Source organism: Pseudomonas sp. C2.3V (genome assembly GCF_058536325.1).
The window spans coordinates 1,889,192-1,907,664 of record NZ_JBZUBN010000001.1 but is presented as its reverse complement, the minus strand read 5'-3'; the positions used below and the strand labels follow the sequence as shown (position 1 = coordinate 1,907,664).

Below are 18,473 nucleotides of genomic sequence, written 5' to 3'. Positions count from 1 at the left end.
TATGCATGCTGACGTTCATCCTTCGCCGCCTGTTCAGTGCCATCCCAACACTGATTCTGGTCTCGCTCTTTGTCTTCACGCTGCAAAAACTGCTGCCCGGCGATCCGGTGCTGGCCATGGCTGGGGAGGAGCGCGACCCTGCTGTCATCGAATACTTAAGAGACAAGTATCGTCTTAACGATCCCGTACCGGTTCAATACCTGAACTGGGTGGGCAATGTCTTGAAAGGTGATTTCGGCACTTCCTTGCGCACCGAGCAACCGGTGACCGCGCTTATCGTCTCGAAACTGCCGGTCACCCTGGAATTGTCGGTTTTCGCCTTGCTGATTGCGCTGTTGATAGGTATCCCCACCGGTATTCTCTCGGCAGTGCGTAAAGGGAGCGCGGTAGATTACAGTGCGAACATCGTTGCCCTTTCTGGTATCTCTATTCCGCACTTCTGGCTGGGGATACTGCTCATCATGGTGTTTGCGGTAAAGCTGCGCTGGCTGCCCGCCTCCGGTTTTGTACCGTTCAGTGAAAACCCGCTGCAAAACCTTAAAACCTTGTTGTTACCAGCCTTCGTGCTGGGTGCAGGTCTTTCCGGAACCCTGATGCGTCATACCCGCAGCGCCATGCTTGAAGTGCTGCGCTCAGACTATGTGCGGACAGCGCGCGCGAAAGGGCTGTTTCCCAGAACAGTCATTCTCAAGCACGCCTTTCGTAACGCGCTGATGCCCATCGTGACGCTGACTACACTGCTGTTCGGCGAACTGCTTGGGGGCGCAGTCCTGACTGAGCAGGTGTTCAGTATTCCCGGCTTCGGCAAGATGATCGTCGATGCCGTTTTCAACCGGGACTATGCCGTGGTGCAAGGTGTAGTGCTGTGCGTAGCCATTGGATTCGTGCTGATGAATCTGCTGGCCGATGTGCTCTATCGCCTGATCAACCCGCGCCTGAGGACTGCCGCATGAATGCCATTGCCACCCCTCTCCCTCCTGTCTTACAGACCCGTCTACAGTCTCGTTTCCTGGCAAAGTTTTTGAAGAACAAGGGTGCTGTCATCGGTGCAGCTATCCTCTTGTTATTTGTCCTGGCAGCTGTTCTGGCACCCTGGATTGCGCCCCATGATCCACTCAAGGCGAACTTTCTGGCCGTTCGCAAGGCACCTTCGGCCCTGTATTGGCTAGGCACGGATGAGCTGGGCCGCGACCTGTTCTCACGCCTGCTCTGGGGTGCGCGCAGCTCGTTGCTGGCGGGTGGAGTATCGGTCGCCATCGCCATGGCCATCGGTGTTCCGCTAGGTCTTATAGCCGGCTATTTTGGGGGCGCGCTGGATGCCCTTATTTCCCGGATCATGGAAGCACTGCTGTCTTGTCCGTTTCTGGTGCTGGCTATCGCGCTGGGGGCATTTCTTGGCCCTAGCCTGACTAATGCCATGATCGCCATTGGCCTGTCTGCCATGCCTATCTTTGCGCGCCTGACGCGCGGACAGGTCCTTTCGATTAAACATGAGGATTATCTGGAAGGTGCCCGCGCCATCGGCCTACCGGATCGCTGGATCATTCTGCGCTATGTGTTACCGAATGTCCTTTCGCCGCTGGTAGTCCAGGCAACCCTGACCATTGCCTCAGCCATTCTCGCAGAAGCGAGTCTGTCGTTCCTGGGCCTTGGCCAGCAACCGCCAGCGCCCTCCTGGGGCTCCATGCTCAACACAGCCAAGAATTTCATGGAACAGGCGCCCTGGATGTCTATTGCTCCAGGCGTGGCCATCTATATCACGGTGCTGTGCTTCAACCTGCTGGGCGACGGCTTGCGCGATGCGCTGGATCCCAAAGACTAACCGTCAGACAAGAAGAGAGTGATCCCATGTTCGATCATCTGGATTATAGCCAGCCTTACGCCTCTGCCCGCTCCCCTGTCATGGGACGGAACATGGTAGCGGCCTCCCAGCCACTGGCTGCCCAGGCAGGCCTGGACATGCTGCGCCGTGGCGGTAATGCGGTAGATGCGGCAATTGCTGCTGCCATGGTGCTTACGGTAGTAGAGCCAACAGGGTGTGGTATCGGCAGTGATGCCTTTGCCATCGTCTGGGATGGCAAGACATTACAGGGCCTGAATGCCTCTGGACGCGCACCGGCAGCGTGGTCGCCCCAGTATTTCGCAGGGCACAAACACATGCCGGAGCGCGGCTGGAATGCAGTGACCGTGCCCGGTGCGGTTTCCGCCTGGGTCGGGCTTTCCGAGCGTTACGGCAAGCTGCCTTTCACCACGGTGGCCGAACCCGCCATACGCTATGCGCGAGAGGGTTACCAGGTAACGCCTATAATCGCTGAGCTCTGGCACAGAGGCGGTCAGCTCCTGAAAGATCAGCCCGGCTTTGCCGAGTGTTTTCTGCCCGATGGCCGAGCCCCCAGAGCCGGGCAGAAGATTCAACTCAGGGACCATGCCAAAACGCTGGAGCTGATCGCCGAAACCCGCGGCGAAGCGTTCTATCGAGGCGCCCTGGCCGAAGCCATGGTTGCTCATGCCAGAGCCAACAACAGCGTTATGAGCCTGGATGACCTGGGCAATCACTCAATTGACTGGATCGATACCCTATCCACGCCCTTTGCAGGCGCCATGGTCCATGAGTTGCCTCCTAACGGCCAGGGCATCGCTACGCTCAGCGGCCTGGGGATTCTGGAGGCCATCGGTATTGGCGATCATCCTGTCGACAGCCCCGAAACCCTGCATGTGGTATTGGAAGCGATGAAGCTGGCCCTGGCGGACCTCAATCATCACATTACAGATCGGGACCATATGCGCGTTCTGGCTCACCATCTGCTTGACCCGGCCTATCTAAAGGAGCGCGCCAGGCTGATCGGCGAGACTGCTGCTGACCCAGGCCATGGCTCGCCCAAGCCCGGCGGTACGGTGTACCTGTCAGCGGCAGATGAAAGCGGCATGATGGTGTCGTTCATTCAATCCAACTACATGGGTTTTGGCTCCGGCGTAGTGGTTCCAGGCACGGGAATCAGCCTGCAAAACCGCGGGGCGGGCTTTTCTCTGGACCCAGAGCACGTCAACACCGTCGCTCCCGGTAAGCGCCCCTTCCACACCATCATCCCCGGTTTTGCCATGAATGCCGACGGCACGCCGTTGATGTCGTTCGGCCTTATGGGCGGTCCCATGCAGGCGCAGGGACACTTGCAGATGATGTTGCGTATCCTGCGCTACAAGCAGAACCCGCAGGCGGCGGCCGACGCACCCCGCTGGCGGATCGAGTCAGGTCGGAAGGTTGCCGTTGAGCGACAGTTCGACTCACAGACCGTAGCTGCCCTACGCGCCAAAGGACATGATATCCAGGTTGAGGCGCCAAGCGGCGTGTTTGCATTCGGTGGGGCTCAGATCATTCAGAAAACGGCCGATGGTTATGTCGGTGGCTCTGATCCACGCAAGGACGGCCAGGCCGTCGCGTTCTGACCTTGCCGGAGGGAGGCCGCCCTGGCCTTCCTCCCATCCCTTACACCTGATCGAGCCTTATCTCATTCCAGGTCTTCACGAAGGTGCTAGTCCTGATAGTTTTCTTCTTCTGCATAGGCGAACTGGATGAATCGCTTGGCCTCGTCGAGGCTGCCGACGCGCTTGACGCAGCGTGTGCCCATTCTGATTTCATAATAGCTGCCGCCAGTCGTATCTGCGCATTCGAACACATAGTAACCATTGGAACTGCTGACGACTTTCTCTTGCATGAGTGCGCTCCCTTTCTCAGGACGGTGAATTCGTTATCGTCACGCCCTCAGTACATGCAATTGGGCGCCCTTCTAATGGGACCCAAATATTCCTTGGCAATTCGCCTCAGTCATGGCAACGACCTTTTTATTCATACAACAGGTTTATGCTCAATCTGGTACAGGCAACCGTCGTGCCTTAACCGTCGCTGGAAGATTTTCCTACTAATCACTGGTCTCGGCAGCTCCGCCCGAACCTGGCTGCTGGCCCATGTGAGTAAACTGAAGACGACTGGCCAAGTTAGCGCTGCTGTGTTTGTTTCGCTCCGTCACCGATCAGTTTTTCTAATATCACCGTGCCACAGCACCAAAAGAGCGCACCATTAAGCGAAGCGCATCACATTTCATCACCCGCATTGCGTTAAATGATATTGATTTTCATTCAATACAAGGTCTACTCTGAATGGGCTTTGCGATAGTAATGAACACTTACTTTTAATGCATTATTACTGCTTTTAAATTATAAAGGCTAAGCCGTTTGATAATGGCATATAGCTAACTATTAATATCAAACTACCGTGAGAGCCCGGCGAGGCATATATCCCGACAACATGTTGGGTTATTGCAGAATTGTTTAATCAATTGCCGAGGTTCCATTCGTGAATAATCCATTGCATTCGTATGCGGCCATTACTGCATACCCTTCCGCTCGCCTACAGGATGATCAGGCGACTTCGCATCTTTTCAACGAAAAGAATGCGCAGGCCTATGAAAGCCTTATGGTTCAAGGGGCTGAATGTATAAAGGAAACATTGCTCGGTATCGATAAGCCTTATACCGGCATATTGCCGCATGAACTAAAGCGGCAGTTCGACGAAGTGAATCTGGATGAAAAACTGGGTAACTTCAACGAGGCACTGGAAGAATTAAAAGCGTTGTACCTGAAAGATGCTGTTTACTTCCATCATCCTCACTATGTTGCTCATCTTAATTGTCCTATTGTTATTCCGGCTATTCTTGCCGAACTGGTACTTTCTTCTATCAATTCCTCACTGGACACATGGGATCAAAGTGCCGGCGGCACGTATATCGAACAAAAGTTGATTGACTGGACGGCTGAGCGCATCGGCCTGGGCAGCGAAGCCGATGGGGTGTTTACCAGTGGTGGTACTCAGTCCAACCTGATGGCCATGCTGTTGGCCCGTGATCATGTGTGCAACCGTCAGCCCGGTCACGCCAGCAACAAGACGCAAGGCTTGCCGACCGATTTCAAACGCCTGCGCATCCTGTCATCCGAGATCAGTCATTTCAGCGTACAGAAATCCGCGGCCATCCTGGGCCTGGGTTATGACGCCGTGATACCGGTACGCAGCGATGCTCGCAAGAAAATGGACTTGAGCGATCTGCGCCGCGTGCTGGAAGAGTGCGAAGCCGAAGGGCTGATTCCGATGGCGGTAGTGGCTACTGCCGGTACTACGGATTTCGGCAGCATCGATCCATTGGAAGACATCGCGGCAATCTGTCGCGAGAAAAAAATCTGGATGCATGTCGATGCCGCCTACGGTGGCGGACTGCTGATTTCGCCCAAATACCGTAACCGTCTGACCGGTATCGAACATGCCGACTCGGTCACCATCGATTACCACAAATCATTCTTCCAGCCGGTCAGTTGCAGTGCGTTTCTGGTACGGGATCGTCGAGAGCTGGCCCATGTCACCTGCCATGCCGATTATCTGAACCCCAAGAGCCAGACCCAGGAAGGCACACCCAACCTCGTCAACAAAAGCATTCAAACCACACGCCGCTTTGATGCGCTCAAGCTCTGGATGACGCTGCGCACCATGGGTGCGAATGCCTTAGGCAGCCTGTTCGATCACGTGATCGACTTGACTCGTGCAACCTATCCGCTTATCGAGCGTGACCCACGCTTCGACATCGCCCATGCTCCCGAACTGAGCACCCTGGTCTTCCGCTATATCCCCGAGGAGCCGCTGAGTGCCGAGCAGATCGATGCGACCAATGCAGCCATTCGCAAAGCGCTCTCTCGCAGCGGACGCGCCATCGTCGCGGGCACCAAGGTAGGCGGCCAACAATATCTCAAATTTACCCTGCTCAACCCCATGACCACCCTGGACGACCTGCGAGGCATTCTCGACGCCATCAAGCATGAAGGTGCCCGTTACGTTAACCAACAATCTGCCCTGGCCACGTGCTGATCTGGAGAACCACCATGACGGCTTCAACCTACGATTTCATCGCGATTGGTGTTGGCCCCTTCAACCTGGGTCTGGCGTGCCTGACTGCTCCCATCGACGAGCTCAATGGATTGTTTCTGGACAAGAACGAGTGCTTCGATTGGCATCCCGGCATGATGCTGGAATCTGCAACCCTGCAGACGCCCTTCCTGGCCGATCTGGTCACCCTGGCGGACCCGACCAGCCCGTTCAGCTTCCTGAATTATCTTAAATCCACAGGCCGCATCTATGCGTTCTACATCAAGGAAGACTTCTTCCTGATGCGCCGCGAGTACAACCAGTACTGCCAATGGGTCATCGATCGGCTGCCCAATATCGAGTTCAACCGATACGTCGAACGTATCGACCATGATCCGGCAACCGGCCTCTATACGGTGAACTGTACCTGCACCAAAACAGGAGAACGCCTGGTTTATCAGGCGCGCCGTCTGGTCCTGGGAACTGGCACGTCACCCTACATCCCTGACTGCTGCCAGGACGCCAGCAGCCACTTGTCCCACACGTCGACCTACCTGACCGACAAACAAGCTCTACAGGCAAAAAGCACCATTACGCTGATCGGCAGCGGTCAGAGCGCGGCGGAGATCTACTATGACCTCTTGCAGGAAATCGACACGCGCGAGTACACCCTGAACTGGATCACCCGCTCGCCTCGCTTCTTCCCGCTGGAATACAGCAAGCTGACCCTGGAGATGACATCGCCCGAGTACATCGACTACTTCCATCAGCTGCCTACCCACAAGCGTGACGCCTTGATGCGCAGTCAGAAGGGACTCTACAAGGGAATCAACAGCGCCCTGATCAATGACATCTACGACCTGCTGTACAACAAGAGCTTATGCGGTCCGGTCAGGACCAACCTGCTTACCAACACGGAGCTGCAGGACTGCCGCTACGATGAGCGTACCGGCACCTTTACGCTTACCTTGTTTCAGGAGGAACAGGAGAGTCGCTATACGCTTCAGACTGATGGGCTGGTATTATCCACTGGGTATTGCTACAGAACCCCTCCTTTCCTTCAAGGGTTACGCTCACGCCTGCGCTTCGATGAGCGTGGCCGCTTCGCCGTCAATCGAAACTATACGATTGATACCGCCGGCCAGGAGATCTTCGTCCAGAACGCCGAGCTTCATACGCATGGCCTGGTAACGCCCGACCTGGGCATGGCGTGCTACCGCAACGCCTATATCATTCGCGAGATGCTCGGCCGCGAACATTACCCCGTCGAACGCAAGATTGCCTTCCAGCAGTTCACGGCGCCCTCTTCGACACTGCTCCAGCCGGAGCCGGCCAAGACATGACGCTGCGTACCTCGTTGATCGCCATGACGGCCCTTGCCGTCATCAGCGACACCATGCTGATTCCGTTCTATCCGCAGTACTTTGCCAGCCGTTTTGGTGAAACGCGGCCAGAGCATGTGGGAGCCTATCTGGCCGCCATCTGCTTTACGGTCATGCTTGCGCTGCCCCTCTGGGCGCGCGTGGCGCGGCGGGTGCACCCGATCCGGCTGCTGATCTGGACGCAGCTCGCCGCCGGGTTGCTGTGCCTGTACTGCTATTGGGCATCGGCGCTCCTGGAGTTCTGGCTTGTCTCGCTGGGGATGATCGTGTTCAAGGGCAGCTACCTGCTCATGTACCCCTACGTGATGAGCCTGGAAGATTCCAGGAACCATACCCATACCATCGGCATGCTGTCGGTTGTCGTTCACTTCGGCGCCATCCTCGGCGCCGTGGTGGGCGGCCTGGTCCTTCAGGTACTGGAGCCACGGGATGTCTTTGTGGTGATGGCCGCGGGGGATTTTCTGCAAATGGCGATCTGCCTGCGCCTGCTACGGCGGGAACCACCCCATGCCAAGCCGGAACAAGCCATTACGCACCGTACCGGCAAGGCATGGCCTATCTACCGGCTCTGCCTGCTGATGCTGCTGTTCTATTTCAGCGGCTACCTGGTAAAGCCGTTCTTTACGGTGTACTGGGAGCAGGTCGCTCAGCTGGACCACGCCGCCCTGACCGGACTGGTGTACGCCATTCCTGGTGGCATGGCCCTGCTCGGACTCTGGCTGAACCGGCGTACTGGCAGCCGACAACAGGCCCTGAGCGGTGCGCTGCTGCTGGGTGTGTGCGGCCTGCTGCTTCAAGCTGGTGAGCAGACCGCCCTGATCCTGACTGGCCGCTGCCTGTATGGCTGGGCCATGTTCCAAGTCACGGTACGGCTGGATGCCCTGCTCTTCGAGCTGAGCACGCCCGATGCGTATGCCGCTGATTTCAGCAAGATCAATTTCTTTCAACAACTCGGCGTAGTGGGCTCGTCGTTTGCGGCAGGGTCCCTGGTCAGCACGTTTGGCCTGACTGTGCCTTTCCTGATCGGCGCGGCAGGCTTTGCCCTGACTGCCCTCGCCTATCCGCTGCTGGTCCGCACGGCCCAGCCCACAACAACACCTGTTATCGACAAGGGGGTCTGATATGACTGCCATTGCCTTGCAAACACCCATCGATACACGCCCGTGCTTCAGCAAGCCACAGCATGGACTCGGCCACTTCAGCCTGCGTCCACTCAGCCTGCCAGAGGATACGGCGCGACTACATGATTGGCTGACTCGCGATTATGCACGCTTCTGGGGGATGCAGAATGCGACCCAGGCAGAAGTGGAAGCATTCTACCGCGACCTCATGGCCTCTCCTCATGCCAACGCCTACCTGGGTTTACATGATGGCGCACCGGCTTTCCTGGTCGAATGCTATATGCCGCTTCATGACCCGGTAGGCCAGCACTACGACGTGAAGCCCGGTGACCGGGGCATGCATTTTCTCGTCGCGCCCTGCGAGAAACCTGTTTCAGGCTTCACCCTGGCCGTGATGCGAACCATCATGGAATTCATTTTCAGCGATCCCTTTGCCCGCCGCGTCGTCGTCGAGCCCGATGTCCGTAACGACAAGATCCACGTGCTCAATCAGCGTGTCGGTTTCGAGTACGACCGTGTCATTCAACTGGGCGAAAAAACTGCCCACCTTGCCTTCTGCACTCGCGAACACTACGCCGCCAGCCTTGTAATGGAGAACCGCCCATGAACCAGATGATCACTACTCTGCCCACCGCCACGCCCGGTCAAGCCGCATTGCACCTGACCCCCGAACGTTGGAGCAAGGTCAATCGCCTGCTCGTGCGCAAAGCCCTGGCGGAATTTGCCCATGAAAAGCTTATCGAGCCGGCCTTGATCGCGTCTGAAAACGGTTGGGAGCATTACCGTCTGGACAATGGCAATCCGGCACTGGAGTACCGCTTCCGAGCTCGCAAGCTGGCGCTTGATCATTGGCTGATCGACACCGCCTCGATCGAAAAGACGCAGGACGGCAACGCTGCGCCGCTGGATGCGCTGGAGTTCATCATCGAGTTCAAGGATCAACTGGGTATTCAGGAAAGCATGATGCCGGTCTATCTGGACGAGATCAGCAGCACGCTGTATGGCAGCGCCTACAAGCATGCCAAACCAGGATTAACTGCAGAAGAACTCACCCGCGCTGACTTCCAGTCCGTAGAAACCGGTATGATGGAAGGCCACCCGGGGTTCGTCGCGAACAATGGCCGCATGGGCTTCGACGCGAACGATTACCGTGCCTATGCACCTGAAGCCGCCTCCCCGATCCAGTTGGTCTGGCTGGCTGTACGCAAGACCAAGGCAACGTTCTCATCGTTATCGGACCTGAGCTATGAGCGCCTGCTCGAAGAGGAACTAGGCAGCCAGACGGTTGCCGATTTCACTGCTCAGCTGACCGAACAAGGCTTGAATCCGAACGATTACCTCTTCATGCCGGCTCACCCGTGGCAGTGGTTCAACAAGCTTTCTATGGCCTTCTCGGCCGATGTTGCCAACCGCAATATCGTCTGTCTGGGCTATGGGGAGGATCAGTACCTGGCGCAGCAGTCGATCCGCACCTTCTTCAACGCAAGCCACTCTGAAAAGCGTTATGTGAAAACGGCACTGTCCATTCTGAACATGGGCTTCATGCGCGGTCTGTCGCCTTACTACATGCTGGCGACGCCTGCTATCAACGAGTGGCTGAAAGCATTGATTGAAAGCGATCCGTTTTTGACCGAAAACGGCTTCAGCATCTTGCGTGAAGTAGCCTCGGTGGGCTATCGCAACCACTACTACGAGACGGCACTGGTCAACGATACCCCTTACAAGAAGATGCTCTCCGCCCTGTGGCGCGAAAGTCCGGTTCCACAACTAAAGCCCGGCCAACGCCTGATGACGATGGCCTCGCTGCTGCATCTGGACGCCCAGGGAGACTCGCTCCTCACGGCGCTGATTGCCTCCTCCGGCGTGGATACAGACACTTGGTTGCGCCGCTATCTCAACGCCTACCTGACGCCCCTGCTGCACTGCTTCTATGCTCACGATCTAGTGTACATGCCTCACGGGGAGAACCTGATTCTGGTACTGGATAACAACGTTCCGTCGCGGGCAATCATGAAAGACATTGCGGAAGAAATCGCCGTGCTGAACCCTGATGCCAAGCTGCCGGAAAAGATCAAGCGATTGGCCGTCTCGGTACCCGAAGAGCTGAAAGTCCTGTCGCTTTTCACCGACGTGTTCGACTGCTTCTTCCGCTACATGAGCGCCATTCTGGTGGAAAAAGCCGACTACGCTGAAGACCGTTTCTGGTCGCTGGTAGCCGAGTGCGTCAGCACCTATCAGCAGAGCCACCCTCAATATGCCGAGAAATTTGCCCGATACGACCTGTTTACGCCCGAGTTCATCCGCTCCTGCCTGAACCGTCTTCAATTGGGCAACAACCAACAGATGGTCAATCTGGCAGATCCGGCTGGAAACCTGAAGCTTGCCGGAACCTTGATCAATCCGATCGCACCATTTAAGCGTTAGCGAATAAATCCGCTACGGCTGCCTGCACAGACAGCCGTAGCGGACAGGATTAGAAACTGCAGAAACACCTAGATGTTGCACCTGTTAATGGCATCTTCACGCGGTGCGCTTAGGGTGTAACACCTTCTGCATCACTGCTGATGTCGCGTTGTGTTAATTGGATCAAGTAACTTACAGGTGTACGTTCGTCCACCCATAAAGCGAAGCGTCCTGAAATTTGAGAAAATAAGGGATTGCGCATGAAGCGCGTCTGATCTGGGCTGGCAAAGCTATGAATGGTGTTATCGAAGAGCCTAAAGCTTTGCTTGAAGGCCACTGGCTTGTCTTGATTGAAGATGATCCACTTCTGCAAAGTATTTTATCGGGCTTCGTGGAAGAACTGGGCGGTCGTGTCAGCAGCTTCGAGACGGCTGATGATGCGTTGGTTTACATGCTCAGTGCAGGTGAAAAGCCCTCTCTGGTCGTCACCGATCATCTGGTGCCTGGGCAGATCAAGGGCGCCGAGCTGGCAACCATGATTGGCGCACGCTGGCCAGGTCTTTCAGTCATTGTAACCACCGGACGTGATCTGGAGACCATTCCTGAGCTACCAGACGGCATGCTTTATCTGCAGAAACCATGGGATCTGGTGCAAATGAAAAAAGCCATTATCCAGATGCTAAATAAAACATCCGTCAGTCTTTGAATAAAGCCTATGGCCACAGTAGGACTAATTCGCTTGTTTTGAGCGCCCGTTAAAGAGACCAAGCGCGCAGTCTTGCCCTTGCCTACCCTTCCTCTTTCCGAGCAAGACGAACTTCCACTACTTGTGGAAGTGACACGCTATGACAGTGCCGGTCGACATTACCTTTCCGAGCAGACCGCCATGATGAGAGACACTGCCACCCACATGTCGCCTGCTCAATAGTAAGGGTCGGTGGCAGACCACTGTGCCTGGGAAACCGCCTTTACAGTTCAGAACGGTAGCGTTTGATACCACCAGGCCACCTATCCTCACTATCCTAATAATCCGTGCGCCTGCTCTTTCCTGCCCGTTGCGAATCCCTTTCCTCTGGAGCGTGATCATGACCCAGGCAGCATCCGGTTCCGTCGACACCCATACGTTGCGAAAAGTCATTGCCGCCGCCTCGATCGGTAATTTCGTCGAGTGGTTCGACTTTGCCATCTATGGCTTTCTTGCAACGATCATTGCCGAGCAATTCTTTCCCAGCGGCGACGCGAAAGCCGCTTTGCTCAAGACCTTTGCCGTATTCGCCGTCGCCTTTGCCTTCCGGCCATTGGGCGGCATCGTTTTCGGCATGCTGGGCGATCGGATCGGCCGCAAGAAGATACTGGCCCTGACAATCCTGATGATGGCCGGTGCCACGACGCTGATAGGCCTGTTACCTACCTATGCCGCCATAGGCATGGCCGCTCCGCTACTGCTGACCGTTATCCGATGCGTCCAGGGATTCTCGGCCGGAGGCGAATACGCTGGTGCCTGCGCCTATGTCATGGAGCATGCACCACGGGAAAAACGCGCCACGTACGGAAGTTTCGTACCCGTATCGACGTTCTCGGCCTTTGCCTGTGCAGCCGTATTGGCCTACGGTCTGGATGCTACGCTTACCAAAGACGCCATGGCCAGCTGGGGCTGGCGTATACCCTTTCTTATTGCAGCGCCTCTGGGCCTCGTAGGCCTATATTTGAGGTTGCGGCTAGGCGAGACCCCGGCGTTCCAGTCTGTCGAGGCTCAACACGCAGTAGCACATGCGCCACTGCGTGAAACGCTAAAGTCCAATGGCGGAGCTATCTGTCGGCTGGGCGCGTTTATTTCCGTAACGGCCCTGTCCTTCTACATGTTCACAACCTACTTTGCGACTTACCTGCAGGTAGCCGGTGGGCTTGATCGCGCCTCCGCCCTTCTGGTTACCGTCATTGCCCTGGTTTTTGCAGCCATGCTATGCCCATTCGCAGGTCTCTTTTCAGACAGGGTCGGGCGCAAGGCTACAGTATTTACAACCTGTACCTTACTGATCGTTGTGGTCTATCCGTCGTTCTGGATGGCCAGCTCAGGCAACCTGCTGCTGTCGGTTCTGGGTGTACTGCTGTTGGCCGTCGGAGCGGTACTGTCCGGTGTCGTCACCGCTGCACTGCTGTCAGAAGTCTTCCCCACCCGGACGCGTTACACCGCCTCAGCCATTACCTACAACATGGCTTATACCGTTTTCGGCGGTACTGCGCCTCTCATGGCAACCTATTTGATTGCACAGAGCGGTAGCAACCTGGCACCAGCGTTCTATCTCATCGCGATATCCGTAATGGCGTTGATCGGAGGTCTGCTGCTACCCGAGACGTCAAAGGTTGAGCTGAGCGAGGTAACCGGGCGTGTGCCCGCTGCGGAGACGGCTTCCTTGACCAGCATAACCACCTGAGACGCTTTCAGCGTCAGGCGGCAAACCTGTCCATCGCCTGAACGTTTGTCAGCCTTTGTAACGACCAGGGAACAGGACGTCTCGCAGTGGAGTCCCCTTTAGATACCGATTGGTTCTATATGGAGATAACACACGATGAAAGCCCTGCATGAACCACTAATGGCCACACGCAAGTCCCAGCAGTCACTCAATGAGCCTAATGTACAGGGAACCGAGCGCACCCTTTCCCTTGTAGGTGGTGGCTTACTCCTGGCAGGCGGCCTGCGCCGTGGCGGTCTTCTGGGGCTGGCACAAATGGCCTTGGGCGCACTGGTAACAGCCCGTGGCGTCACTGGTCGTTGCAAGGCCAAGGCAGCGCTTACGCCTACGCCATACGAATCGCTTCTGCAGGAAGAGTACGGCTGGACCAATGCCGAAGCAATTTCCCGCACGATTACCATTGGCAAACCGCGTGCCGAGGTCTACGACTTCGTACGCAGCATTGAAAATCTCCCCCTCTTCCTGCGTCGCCTCGAACGCGTCCAGCAGATGGACGCCACTCACTATCGCTGGGTTGCGGTAGGCCCACAGAATCGGACAGTAGAATGGAATGCGTTCCTGGAGGAAGAGATTCCGCAGGAACGTATTGTCTGGAGCACCGAATCCACGGCATACCTTCAGCATAAAGCCACCCTCACCTTCAGAGATGCCCCTAACGGCATGGGAACGGAGTTGCAGGTCGTTCTGGCGTGCGAACCGCCAGCCGGCCGGGTGGGTTATGCCGCAGCCAGTCTGATCAGCCAATTCTCGGGACGTGAGCTTAATCTTGATTTGCGTCGCCTGAAGCAGCTCCTGGAGACCGGCGAGATTACCAACAGCCTCATGAGAACAGGTGCTGTCGAACGGGTCCCGGTGGATGAAGTGTCAGCAACCGTACCGTTGGAAGGCGAAGTGATCAGCGAGCCGCGCACCATCGCGTCACATACCGATGAGACTCGTCAGGGAGGGGCTTACTGATGCGCGCGCTCACCTGGCAAGCCCCTAACGTTCTTCAAGTAGAAACCGTACCGGACCCGGAAATCGTTAATCCACGCGATGTCATTCTTCGCGTCACCATGTCATCGGTATGCGGCTCCGACCTTCACCTGCTGGGCGGTTACGTGCCGGCCATGAAGCCGGGAGACATCATCGGTCATGAATTCATGGGTGAGGTAGTTGAAGTTGGCTCCGGCATTAGCCAATTCAAGAAGGGTGATCGCGTTGTTACCATTTCCATCATAGGGTGCGGCAACTGCGAACACTGTCAGCGTAGCGATTTTTCCTGCTGCGACAACTCCAACCCGAACCCGGAAACGACAGATCTGGCCTACGGCCAACCGTGCTGCGGCATTATTGGTTACAGCCATGCCTTTGGCGGATATGCCGGAAGCCATGCGACGTATATCCGGGTGCCCTTTGCCGACGTCAACCTGTTCAAGGTGCCCGACGGCGTTACCAATGAGCAGGCAGTCTTTGTGTCGGACGCTGCGCCGACTGGCTATTTTGCTGCTGATAATGCTGATATCCAGCGGGGCGATACTGTCGCCGTCTGGGGCTGTGGTGGTGTTGGCCAGATGGCTATTCGCATCGCCTACCTGATGGGTGCCGAGCGGGTGATTGCTATCGACCGCTTCGCCTCTCGCCTTGAACTGGCCGAGAAAAAGGCCGGGGCGATTACCATCAATTACGAAACCACGAATGTCCACGAAGCCTTGCTGGAGCTGACTGGTGGGCGCGGGCCAGACCGCTGCATCGACTGCGTCGGCATGGAAGCACACGGCACCGAGCTGGATTATGTATACGACAAGACTAAACAACTGATGCACCTGCACACTGAGCGCGGTACTGTGCTTCGTCAGGCCATTCGGGCCTGTCGCAAAGGCGGGACGGTATCCGTGGTGGGCGTTTACGGCGGCCTCCTGGACAAATTCCCCATGGGCGCCATCGTCAACAAAGCCCTTACGGTTCGCTCCGGCCAGCAGCCCGGCCAGCGGTATGCCAATAAGCTGTTCGAGCACATTCAGAAAGGCGAGCTGGATCCGTCCTACCTGCTGACGCACCCGATGAGTCTGGAAGATTCACCGCGCGGTTATGCCATGTTCAAGGAAAAGACCGAGGACTGCATGCGCGCGGTATTCATGCCGTAAATGGGAGTTGTGCATGGACGACGAGAAGGATCACTCACCTCCAGAACCCACCAAGCTGACCCAGTCAAAAGAGCGCTGGGTCAGTGAGGGGCGCTATCTGACAGGCCGTATTTCACGGCCTGAAGAGGAGCGTTTACCGCCCGGTCAGCACCTGATCAAGAACTGGCCCATATTGGACTTGGGCGTCAGGCCAACCGTTACTCGGGAACGTTGGCAGCTAAACGTGATCGGCGCTGTGAAAAACCCGCAGAACTGGAACTGGGATGCCTTCATGGCGCAACCCCAGTCTCGATTGGTCAGTGATATTCACTGTGTAACCAGCTGGTCTCGCTACGACAATCAATGGCAGGGCGTAACCACACAGGACCTGCTGGATCGTGTACAGCCGCACCCGGACGCGCGTTTTGTACTGCTCTACTCCAACGACGGGTATACCACCAACCTGACGCTGGAGGATTTCGCAGCTCCGGGCGCCCTGCTTGCCCACTCCTGGGAAGGTAATCCCCTCTCAACCGAGCACGGCGGGCCGGTACGCCTGATCGTACCCCACCTGTACTTCTGGAAAAGTGCCAAGTGGATCAGGCGAATCCAGTTTCGGGTCAGCGATGTGCCCGGCTATTGGGAAGAGCGCGGGTATCACAATCGTGGTGATCCCTGGCAGGAAGAACGCTATTCCGACGATGAGTGATGCCTTCAGGCATCACTCACTCTTGTTTTCATCAAGGGAAGTTGGCCTGTAATGCCCTTTCCAAATCGTCAGGCTTGAACGGCTTGGCCAGAACCGGCCGATTTTTCCACTCTTCCGGCAACCCGTAGGCCCCATAACCAGTAGAGAACATAAAGGGGATGTCGCGCGCGGCCAGCTGCTCGGCAATCGGAAAAATTTCACGCCCACCTACATTCACATCCAGAATGGCCAGATCGAAGGTTTCTGAGCTGGCCAGCCGCATGCCTTCATCAAAATCAGCCGCGCTACCTGCCACGTCGTAGCCAAGCTCATCCAGGATATCTTCAAGCAGCATGGCGATCAGTGTTTCGTCTTCGACAAGCAGGACACGTTTACGGGTAGTGGTCAAACGAAGCTTCCTTTGGGCCTGACCTGCAGGCACAACAGCGGGATGGATAGGTGACATTCGAGGCCTTGCGGTACGAATGTGGTTACGACGCGCCCTTTCAGTTCACGCGTAATGCTGCGATCGATCAGGCGAGAGCCAAAGCCTTTGGTCTGGGGAGTCTCGACAGTGGGACCGTCGCGCTCCAGCCAGCTGAGTTCCAGGCAATCATGCCCCGTATGCTCATCTTTACCGACATACCACTCCAGCTGCAAGCGCCCTTCCGGGACGGAGAGTGCACCGTATTTTGCGGCATTGGTGATAAGTTCATGAAAGACCATGGCCAAGGCCAGTGCTTCTCGGGGCTCAAACGCATAATCACTGCCAAAAAGCGCAATGCGGTCAGACTTTTCCTGCTCAGTATAAGGCGCAATCTCCTGCTCGATTACCGCTCGGAGTTGAGCCCCTTGCCATTGCTCATGGGTCAGCAGGTCGTGGGCCTTGCTCAAAGCCAGCAAACGGGCATCGAATGTTTCGCGGAATCGAGACTCGGCATTTGCGCTACGCAGGCTATAGGTTGCAATGGACTGCACCGTCATCAGCGTGTTTTTCACCCGGTGGTTCAACTCATTGATAAGCTCGCGCTGCTGAGCCTCCGCCTTCTTGTGCCGGCTGATATCCACACACATATTGACGGCGCCGGTGATTTCACCTTTCGCGTTACGCAAGGGGGACGGGTACGCCGCGAATGGAACACGCGAGCCATCCTGCCGCAGAATAAAGCCTTCTCCACCTTGTATGGCCTTACCATCGCTAAGTACTTCAGCCATGAAGCATTCATCATGGTTCAGCTCACGACCATCCGGCCACTGCATCTTCCAAGAGCCGCACCACTGGGCCTTACCCAATCGGGGACGATACCCCCAAAGCTCCACTGCGGCTTCGTTGTAGAAGGTCAGGTAACCCTTCGCGTCGGTGGTGTAAACGGCCACGGCAAGCCCATCGAGCAGCTCACTCAAATGCCGCTCGCTTTCGCGCACGGCTTGCTCGTCTTTTATCCGCTGGGTGATGTTATGGGTCACGGCCAAGTGAACTCTACGACCATCCGGCAGGCGCAGCGGAACCGCATGGGTTTCCATGTTTACCCGGGAGCCAGCCAAGCCAATGATGTCGTAGGTCCAGCTGAGCTGCTCACCGTTGCACACGCGCAGGTGATTCGCGATCCATATCTCCCGATGCTCGGGCACGATGAGATCGAATACGCAAGACCCCTGTACCGCTTCAAGGCAGTCGGCCTCAATCATGGCAAGGCCGGCCCCGTTCATCTGCATCAGCGAGCCGTCTTCGGTTACGATCTTGATGCACTCGGGCGTTGCATCAACGATAGCCTGTAGAAAAGCCTGACTTTCCTGCAGTCTTCGCTCGCTTTCCTTGCGCTCGGTGATGTCCTGAAAACAATTGATGGCGCCCTGGATCTGTCCGACCGCATCGAAAATCGGCGAGATGTTAACTAGCACCCAACGCTCCTGCCCCGTCAAGTTCTGGACTCGCAGCTCATGATCGCGCACCGGAGTGCCGGAGCGCAGCACACTGGCCATGGGTGACTCTTCTGGTCGCATCACGCGCCCGTCGGCATGGAAAACCCGGTCGATTCCAATGTAATAGGTTTCACCAGGAACGAGCTCCCGTCCCCACAATTCTGCCGCCTTGCGGTTGTAGCGAACAATGGCTCCCGTCGCGTCACACACGAACGCAGCGGCAGGCAGAAGCTCGAAGACCATGTCGTTCAAGATATCTGACGATAGCGGTGGCATTGAAGCAGGATCAGGGGAAGAGACTTCCAGCGTGCAGTTCATAATCCAGGAGGTGCTCAACAAGCCGGCCATAAAAGGTCGGTATTTTACAGTTTTGTGCCTTAAGCGCGTCATGCCCGTCTCGACAAACGGTCATTAACCGATCAAAGGATTATCGCCTCGTCGGAACAAGCGAACCGATTTGCCCTTCCCTGCT

The 18,473-nt window shown here is 56.4% G+C and carries 16 protein-coding genes; 13 read left to right on the top strand and 3 right to left on the bottom strand.

Going from position 1 to position 18,473, the window contains the following annotated elements; translation table 11 throughout:
- Nucleotides 1–5 precede the first annotated feature (5 nt).
- The 3 genes from AC4LF3_RS08935 to AC4LF3_RS08925 are packed head-to-tail and all read left to right on the top strand — an operon-like array spanning nucleotide 6 to nucleotide 3,444.
- A complete protein-coding gene (locus AC4LF3_RS08935; protein ID WP_197870346.1) occupies nucleotides 6–953 on the top strand; it encodes an ABC transporter permease in 948 nt (315 codons plus the stop codon).
- Nucleotides 950–1,822: an ABC transporter permease gene (locus AC4LF3_RS08930; RefSeq protein ID WP_150347517.1), complete on the top strand. Its 873-nt coding sequence runs from the start codon at nucleotides 950–952 to the stop codon at nucleotides 1,820–1,822. Before AC4LF3_RS08935 ends, AC4LF3_RS08930 begins: the two co-directional genes overlap by 4 nt.
- A gap of 26 nt (nucleotides 1,823–1,848) precedes the next feature.
- A complete protein-coding gene (locus AC4LF3_RS08925; RefSeq protein WP_010798113.1) occupies nucleotides 1,849–3,444 on the top strand; it encodes a gamma-glutamyltransferase family protein in 1,596 nt (531 codons plus the stop codon).
- 86 nt (nucleotides 3,445–3,530) lie between these two features.
- Here the strand turns inward: AC4LF3_RS08925 and AC4LF3_RS08920 are convergent, their stop codons facing one another.
- A complete protein-coding gene (locus AC4LF3_RS08920) occupies nucleotides 3,531–3,713 on the bottom strand; it encodes a hypothetical protein (protein ID WP_491835121.1) in 183 nt (60 codons plus the stop codon).
- 638 nt (nucleotides 3,714–4,351) lie between these two features.
- Here AC4LF3_RS08920 and AC4LF3_RS08915 point away from each other — a divergent pair.
- The 10 genes from AC4LF3_RS08915 to AC4LF3_RS08870 all read left to right on the top strand — a co-directional run bounded on the left by AC4LF3_RS08915 (nucleotide 4,352) and on the right by AC4LF3_RS08870 (nucleotide 16,099).
- On the top strand, nucleotides 4,352–5,908 hold the full coding sequence (locus tag AC4LF3_RS08915; protein ID WP_491835120.1) for a pyridoxal phosphate-dependent decarboxylase family protein: 1,557 nt from the start codon (nucleotides 4,352–4,354) through the stop codon (nucleotides 5,906–5,908).
- Nucleotides 5,909–5,922: 14 nt separating this feature from the next.
- On the top strand, nucleotides 5,923–7,248 hold the full coding sequence (locus AC4LF3_RS08910) for a lysine N(6)-hydroxylase/L-ornithine N(5)-oxygenase family protein (protein ID WP_010798110.1): 1,326 nt from the start codon (nucleotides 5,923–5,925) through the stop codon (nucleotides 7,246–7,248).
- Nucleotides 7,245–8,408: an MFS transporter gene (locus AC4LF3_RS08905; RefSeq protein WP_010798109.1), complete on the top strand. Its 1,164-nt coding sequence runs from the start codon at nucleotides 7,245–7,247 to the stop codon at nucleotides 8,406–8,408. The genes AC4LF3_RS08910 and AC4LF3_RS08905 overlap by 4 nt, the downstream gene beginning before the upstream one ends.
- 1 nt (nucleotide 8,409) lies before the next feature.
- Nucleotides 8,410–9,015 carry a GNAT family N-acetyltransferase gene (locus AC4LF3_RS08900; protein WP_150347521.1) on the top strand — a complete coding sequence of 202 codons (606 nt, stop codon included), beginning with the start codon at nucleotides 8,410–8,412 and terminating at the stop codon, nucleotides 9,013–9,015.
- Nucleotides 9,012–10,832: an IucA/IucC family protein gene (locus AC4LF3_RS08895; protein ID WP_491835119.1), complete on the top strand. Its 1,821-nt coding sequence runs from the start codon at nucleotides 9,012–9,014 to the stop codon at nucleotides 10,830–10,832. Before AC4LF3_RS08900 ends, AC4LF3_RS08895 begins: the two co-directional genes overlap by 4 nt.
- Nucleotides 10,833–11,103: 271 nt before the next feature.
- On the top strand, nucleotides 11,104–11,517 hold the full coding sequence (locus AC4LF3_RS08890) for a response regulator (RefSeq protein ID WP_491835118.1): 414 nt from the start codon (nucleotides 11,104–11,106) through the stop codon (nucleotides 11,515–11,517).
- A gap of 379 nt (nucleotides 11,518–11,896) precedes the next feature.
- Nucleotides 11,897–13,246, top strand: a complete 1,350-nt coding sequence (locus AC4LF3_RS08885; protein ID WP_491835117.1) for an MFS transporter — start codon at nucleotides 11,897–11,899, stop codon at nucleotides 13,244–13,246.
- Between the two features lie 135 nt (nucleotides 13,247–13,381).
- Entirely contained in the window at nucleotides 13,382–14,242 is an 861-nt protein-coding gene (locus AC4LF3_RS08880) for an SRPBCC family protein (RefSeq protein ID WP_074825474.1), read from the top strand.
- Complete coding sequence (locus AC4LF3_RS08875) at nucleotides 14,242–15,411, top strand: zinc-dependent alcohol dehydrogenase (protein ID WP_010798103.1); 1,170 nt, start codon at nucleotides 14,242–14,244, stop codon at nucleotides 15,409–15,411. The genes AC4LF3_RS08880 and AC4LF3_RS08875 overlap by 1 nt, the downstream gene beginning before the upstream one ends.
- Before the next feature lie 13 nt (nucleotides 15,412–15,424).
- Complete coding sequence (locus AC4LF3_RS08870; RefSeq protein ID WP_491835116.1) at nucleotides 15,425–16,099, top strand: sulfite oxidase-like oxidoreductase; 675 nt, start codon at nucleotides 15,425–15,427, stop codon at nucleotides 16,097–16,099.
- A gap of 31 nt (nucleotides 16,100–16,130) precedes the next feature.
- On the opposite strand, the gene AC4LF3_RS08865 is transcribed toward AC4LF3_RS08870, so the two are convergent.
- Nucleotides 16,131–16,487, bottom strand: a complete 357-nt coding sequence (locus AC4LF3_RS08865) for a response regulator (protein WP_019365010.1) — start codon at nucleotides 16,485–16,487, stop codon at nucleotides 16,131–16,133.
- Complete coding sequence (locus AC4LF3_RS08860; RefSeq protein ID WP_491835115.1) at nucleotides 16,484–18,349, bottom strand: PAS domain S-box protein; 1,866 nt, start codon at nucleotides 18,347–18,349, stop codon at nucleotides 16,484–16,486. The genes AC4LF3_RS08865 and AC4LF3_RS08860 overlap by 4 nt, the downstream gene beginning before the upstream one ends.
- Between the last annotated feature and the right edge of the window lie 124 nt (nucleotides 18,350–18,473).

Bases quoted from the DNA above. Each gene is read 5' to 3' on its own strand.
- AC4LF3_RS08920 (WP_491835121.1), bottom strand. From the start codon at position 3,713: ATGCAAGAGAAAGTCGTCAGCAGTTCCAATGGTTACTATGTGTTCGAA.
- AC4LF3_RS08930 (WP_150347517.1), top strand. From the start codon at position 950: ATGAATGCCATTGCCACCCCTCTCCCTCCTGTCTTACAGACCCGTCTA.
- AC4LF3_RS08935 (WP_197870346.1), top strand. From the start codon at position 6: ATGCTGACGTTCATCCTTCGCCGCCTGTTCAGTGCCATCCCAACACTG.
- AC4LF3_RS08880 (WP_074825474.1), top strand. From the start codon at position 13,382: ATGAAAGCCCTGCATGAACCACTAATGGCCACACGCAAGTCCCAGCAG.
- AC4LF3_RS08900 (WP_150347521.1), top strand. From the start codon at position 8,410: ATGACTGCCATTGCCTTGCAAACACCCATCGATACACGCCCGTGCTTC.
- AC4LF3_RS08870 (WP_491835116.1), top strand. From the start codon at position 15,425: ATGGACGACGAGAAGGATCACTCACCTCCAGAACCCACCAAGCTGACC.
- AC4LF3_RS08860 (WP_491835115.1), bottom strand. From the start codon at position 18,349: ATGGCCGGCTTGTTGAGCACCTCCTGGATTATGAACTGCACGCTGGAA.
- AC4LF3_RS08875 (WP_010798103.1), top strand. From the start codon at position 14,242: ATGCGCGCGCTCACCTGGCAAGCCCCTAACGTTCTTCAAGTAGAAACC.
- AC4LF3_RS08895 (WP_491835119.1), top strand. From the start codon at position 9,012: ATGAACCAGATGATCACTACTCTGCCCACCGCCACGCCCGGTCAAGCC.
- AC4LF3_RS08885 (WP_491835117.1), top strand. From the start codon at position 11,897: ATGACCCAGGCAGCATCCGGTTCCGTCGACACCCATACGTTGCGAAAA.
- AC4LF3_RS08925 (WP_010798113.1), top strand. From the start codon at position 1,849: ATGTTCGATCATCTGGATTATAGCCAGCCTTACGCCTCTGCCCGCTCC.
- AC4LF3_RS08910 (WP_010798110.1), top strand. From the start codon at position 5,923: ATGACGGCTTCAACCTACGATTTCATCGCGATTGGTGTTGGCCCCTTC.
- AC4LF3_RS08905 (WP_010798109.1), top strand. From the start codon at position 7,245: ATGACGCTGCGTACCTCGTTGATCGCCATGACGGCCCTTGCCGTCATC.
- AC4LF3_RS08890 (WP_491835118.1), top strand. From the start codon at position 11,104: ATGAATGGTGTTATCGAAGAGCCTAAAGCTTTGCTTGAAGGCCACTGG.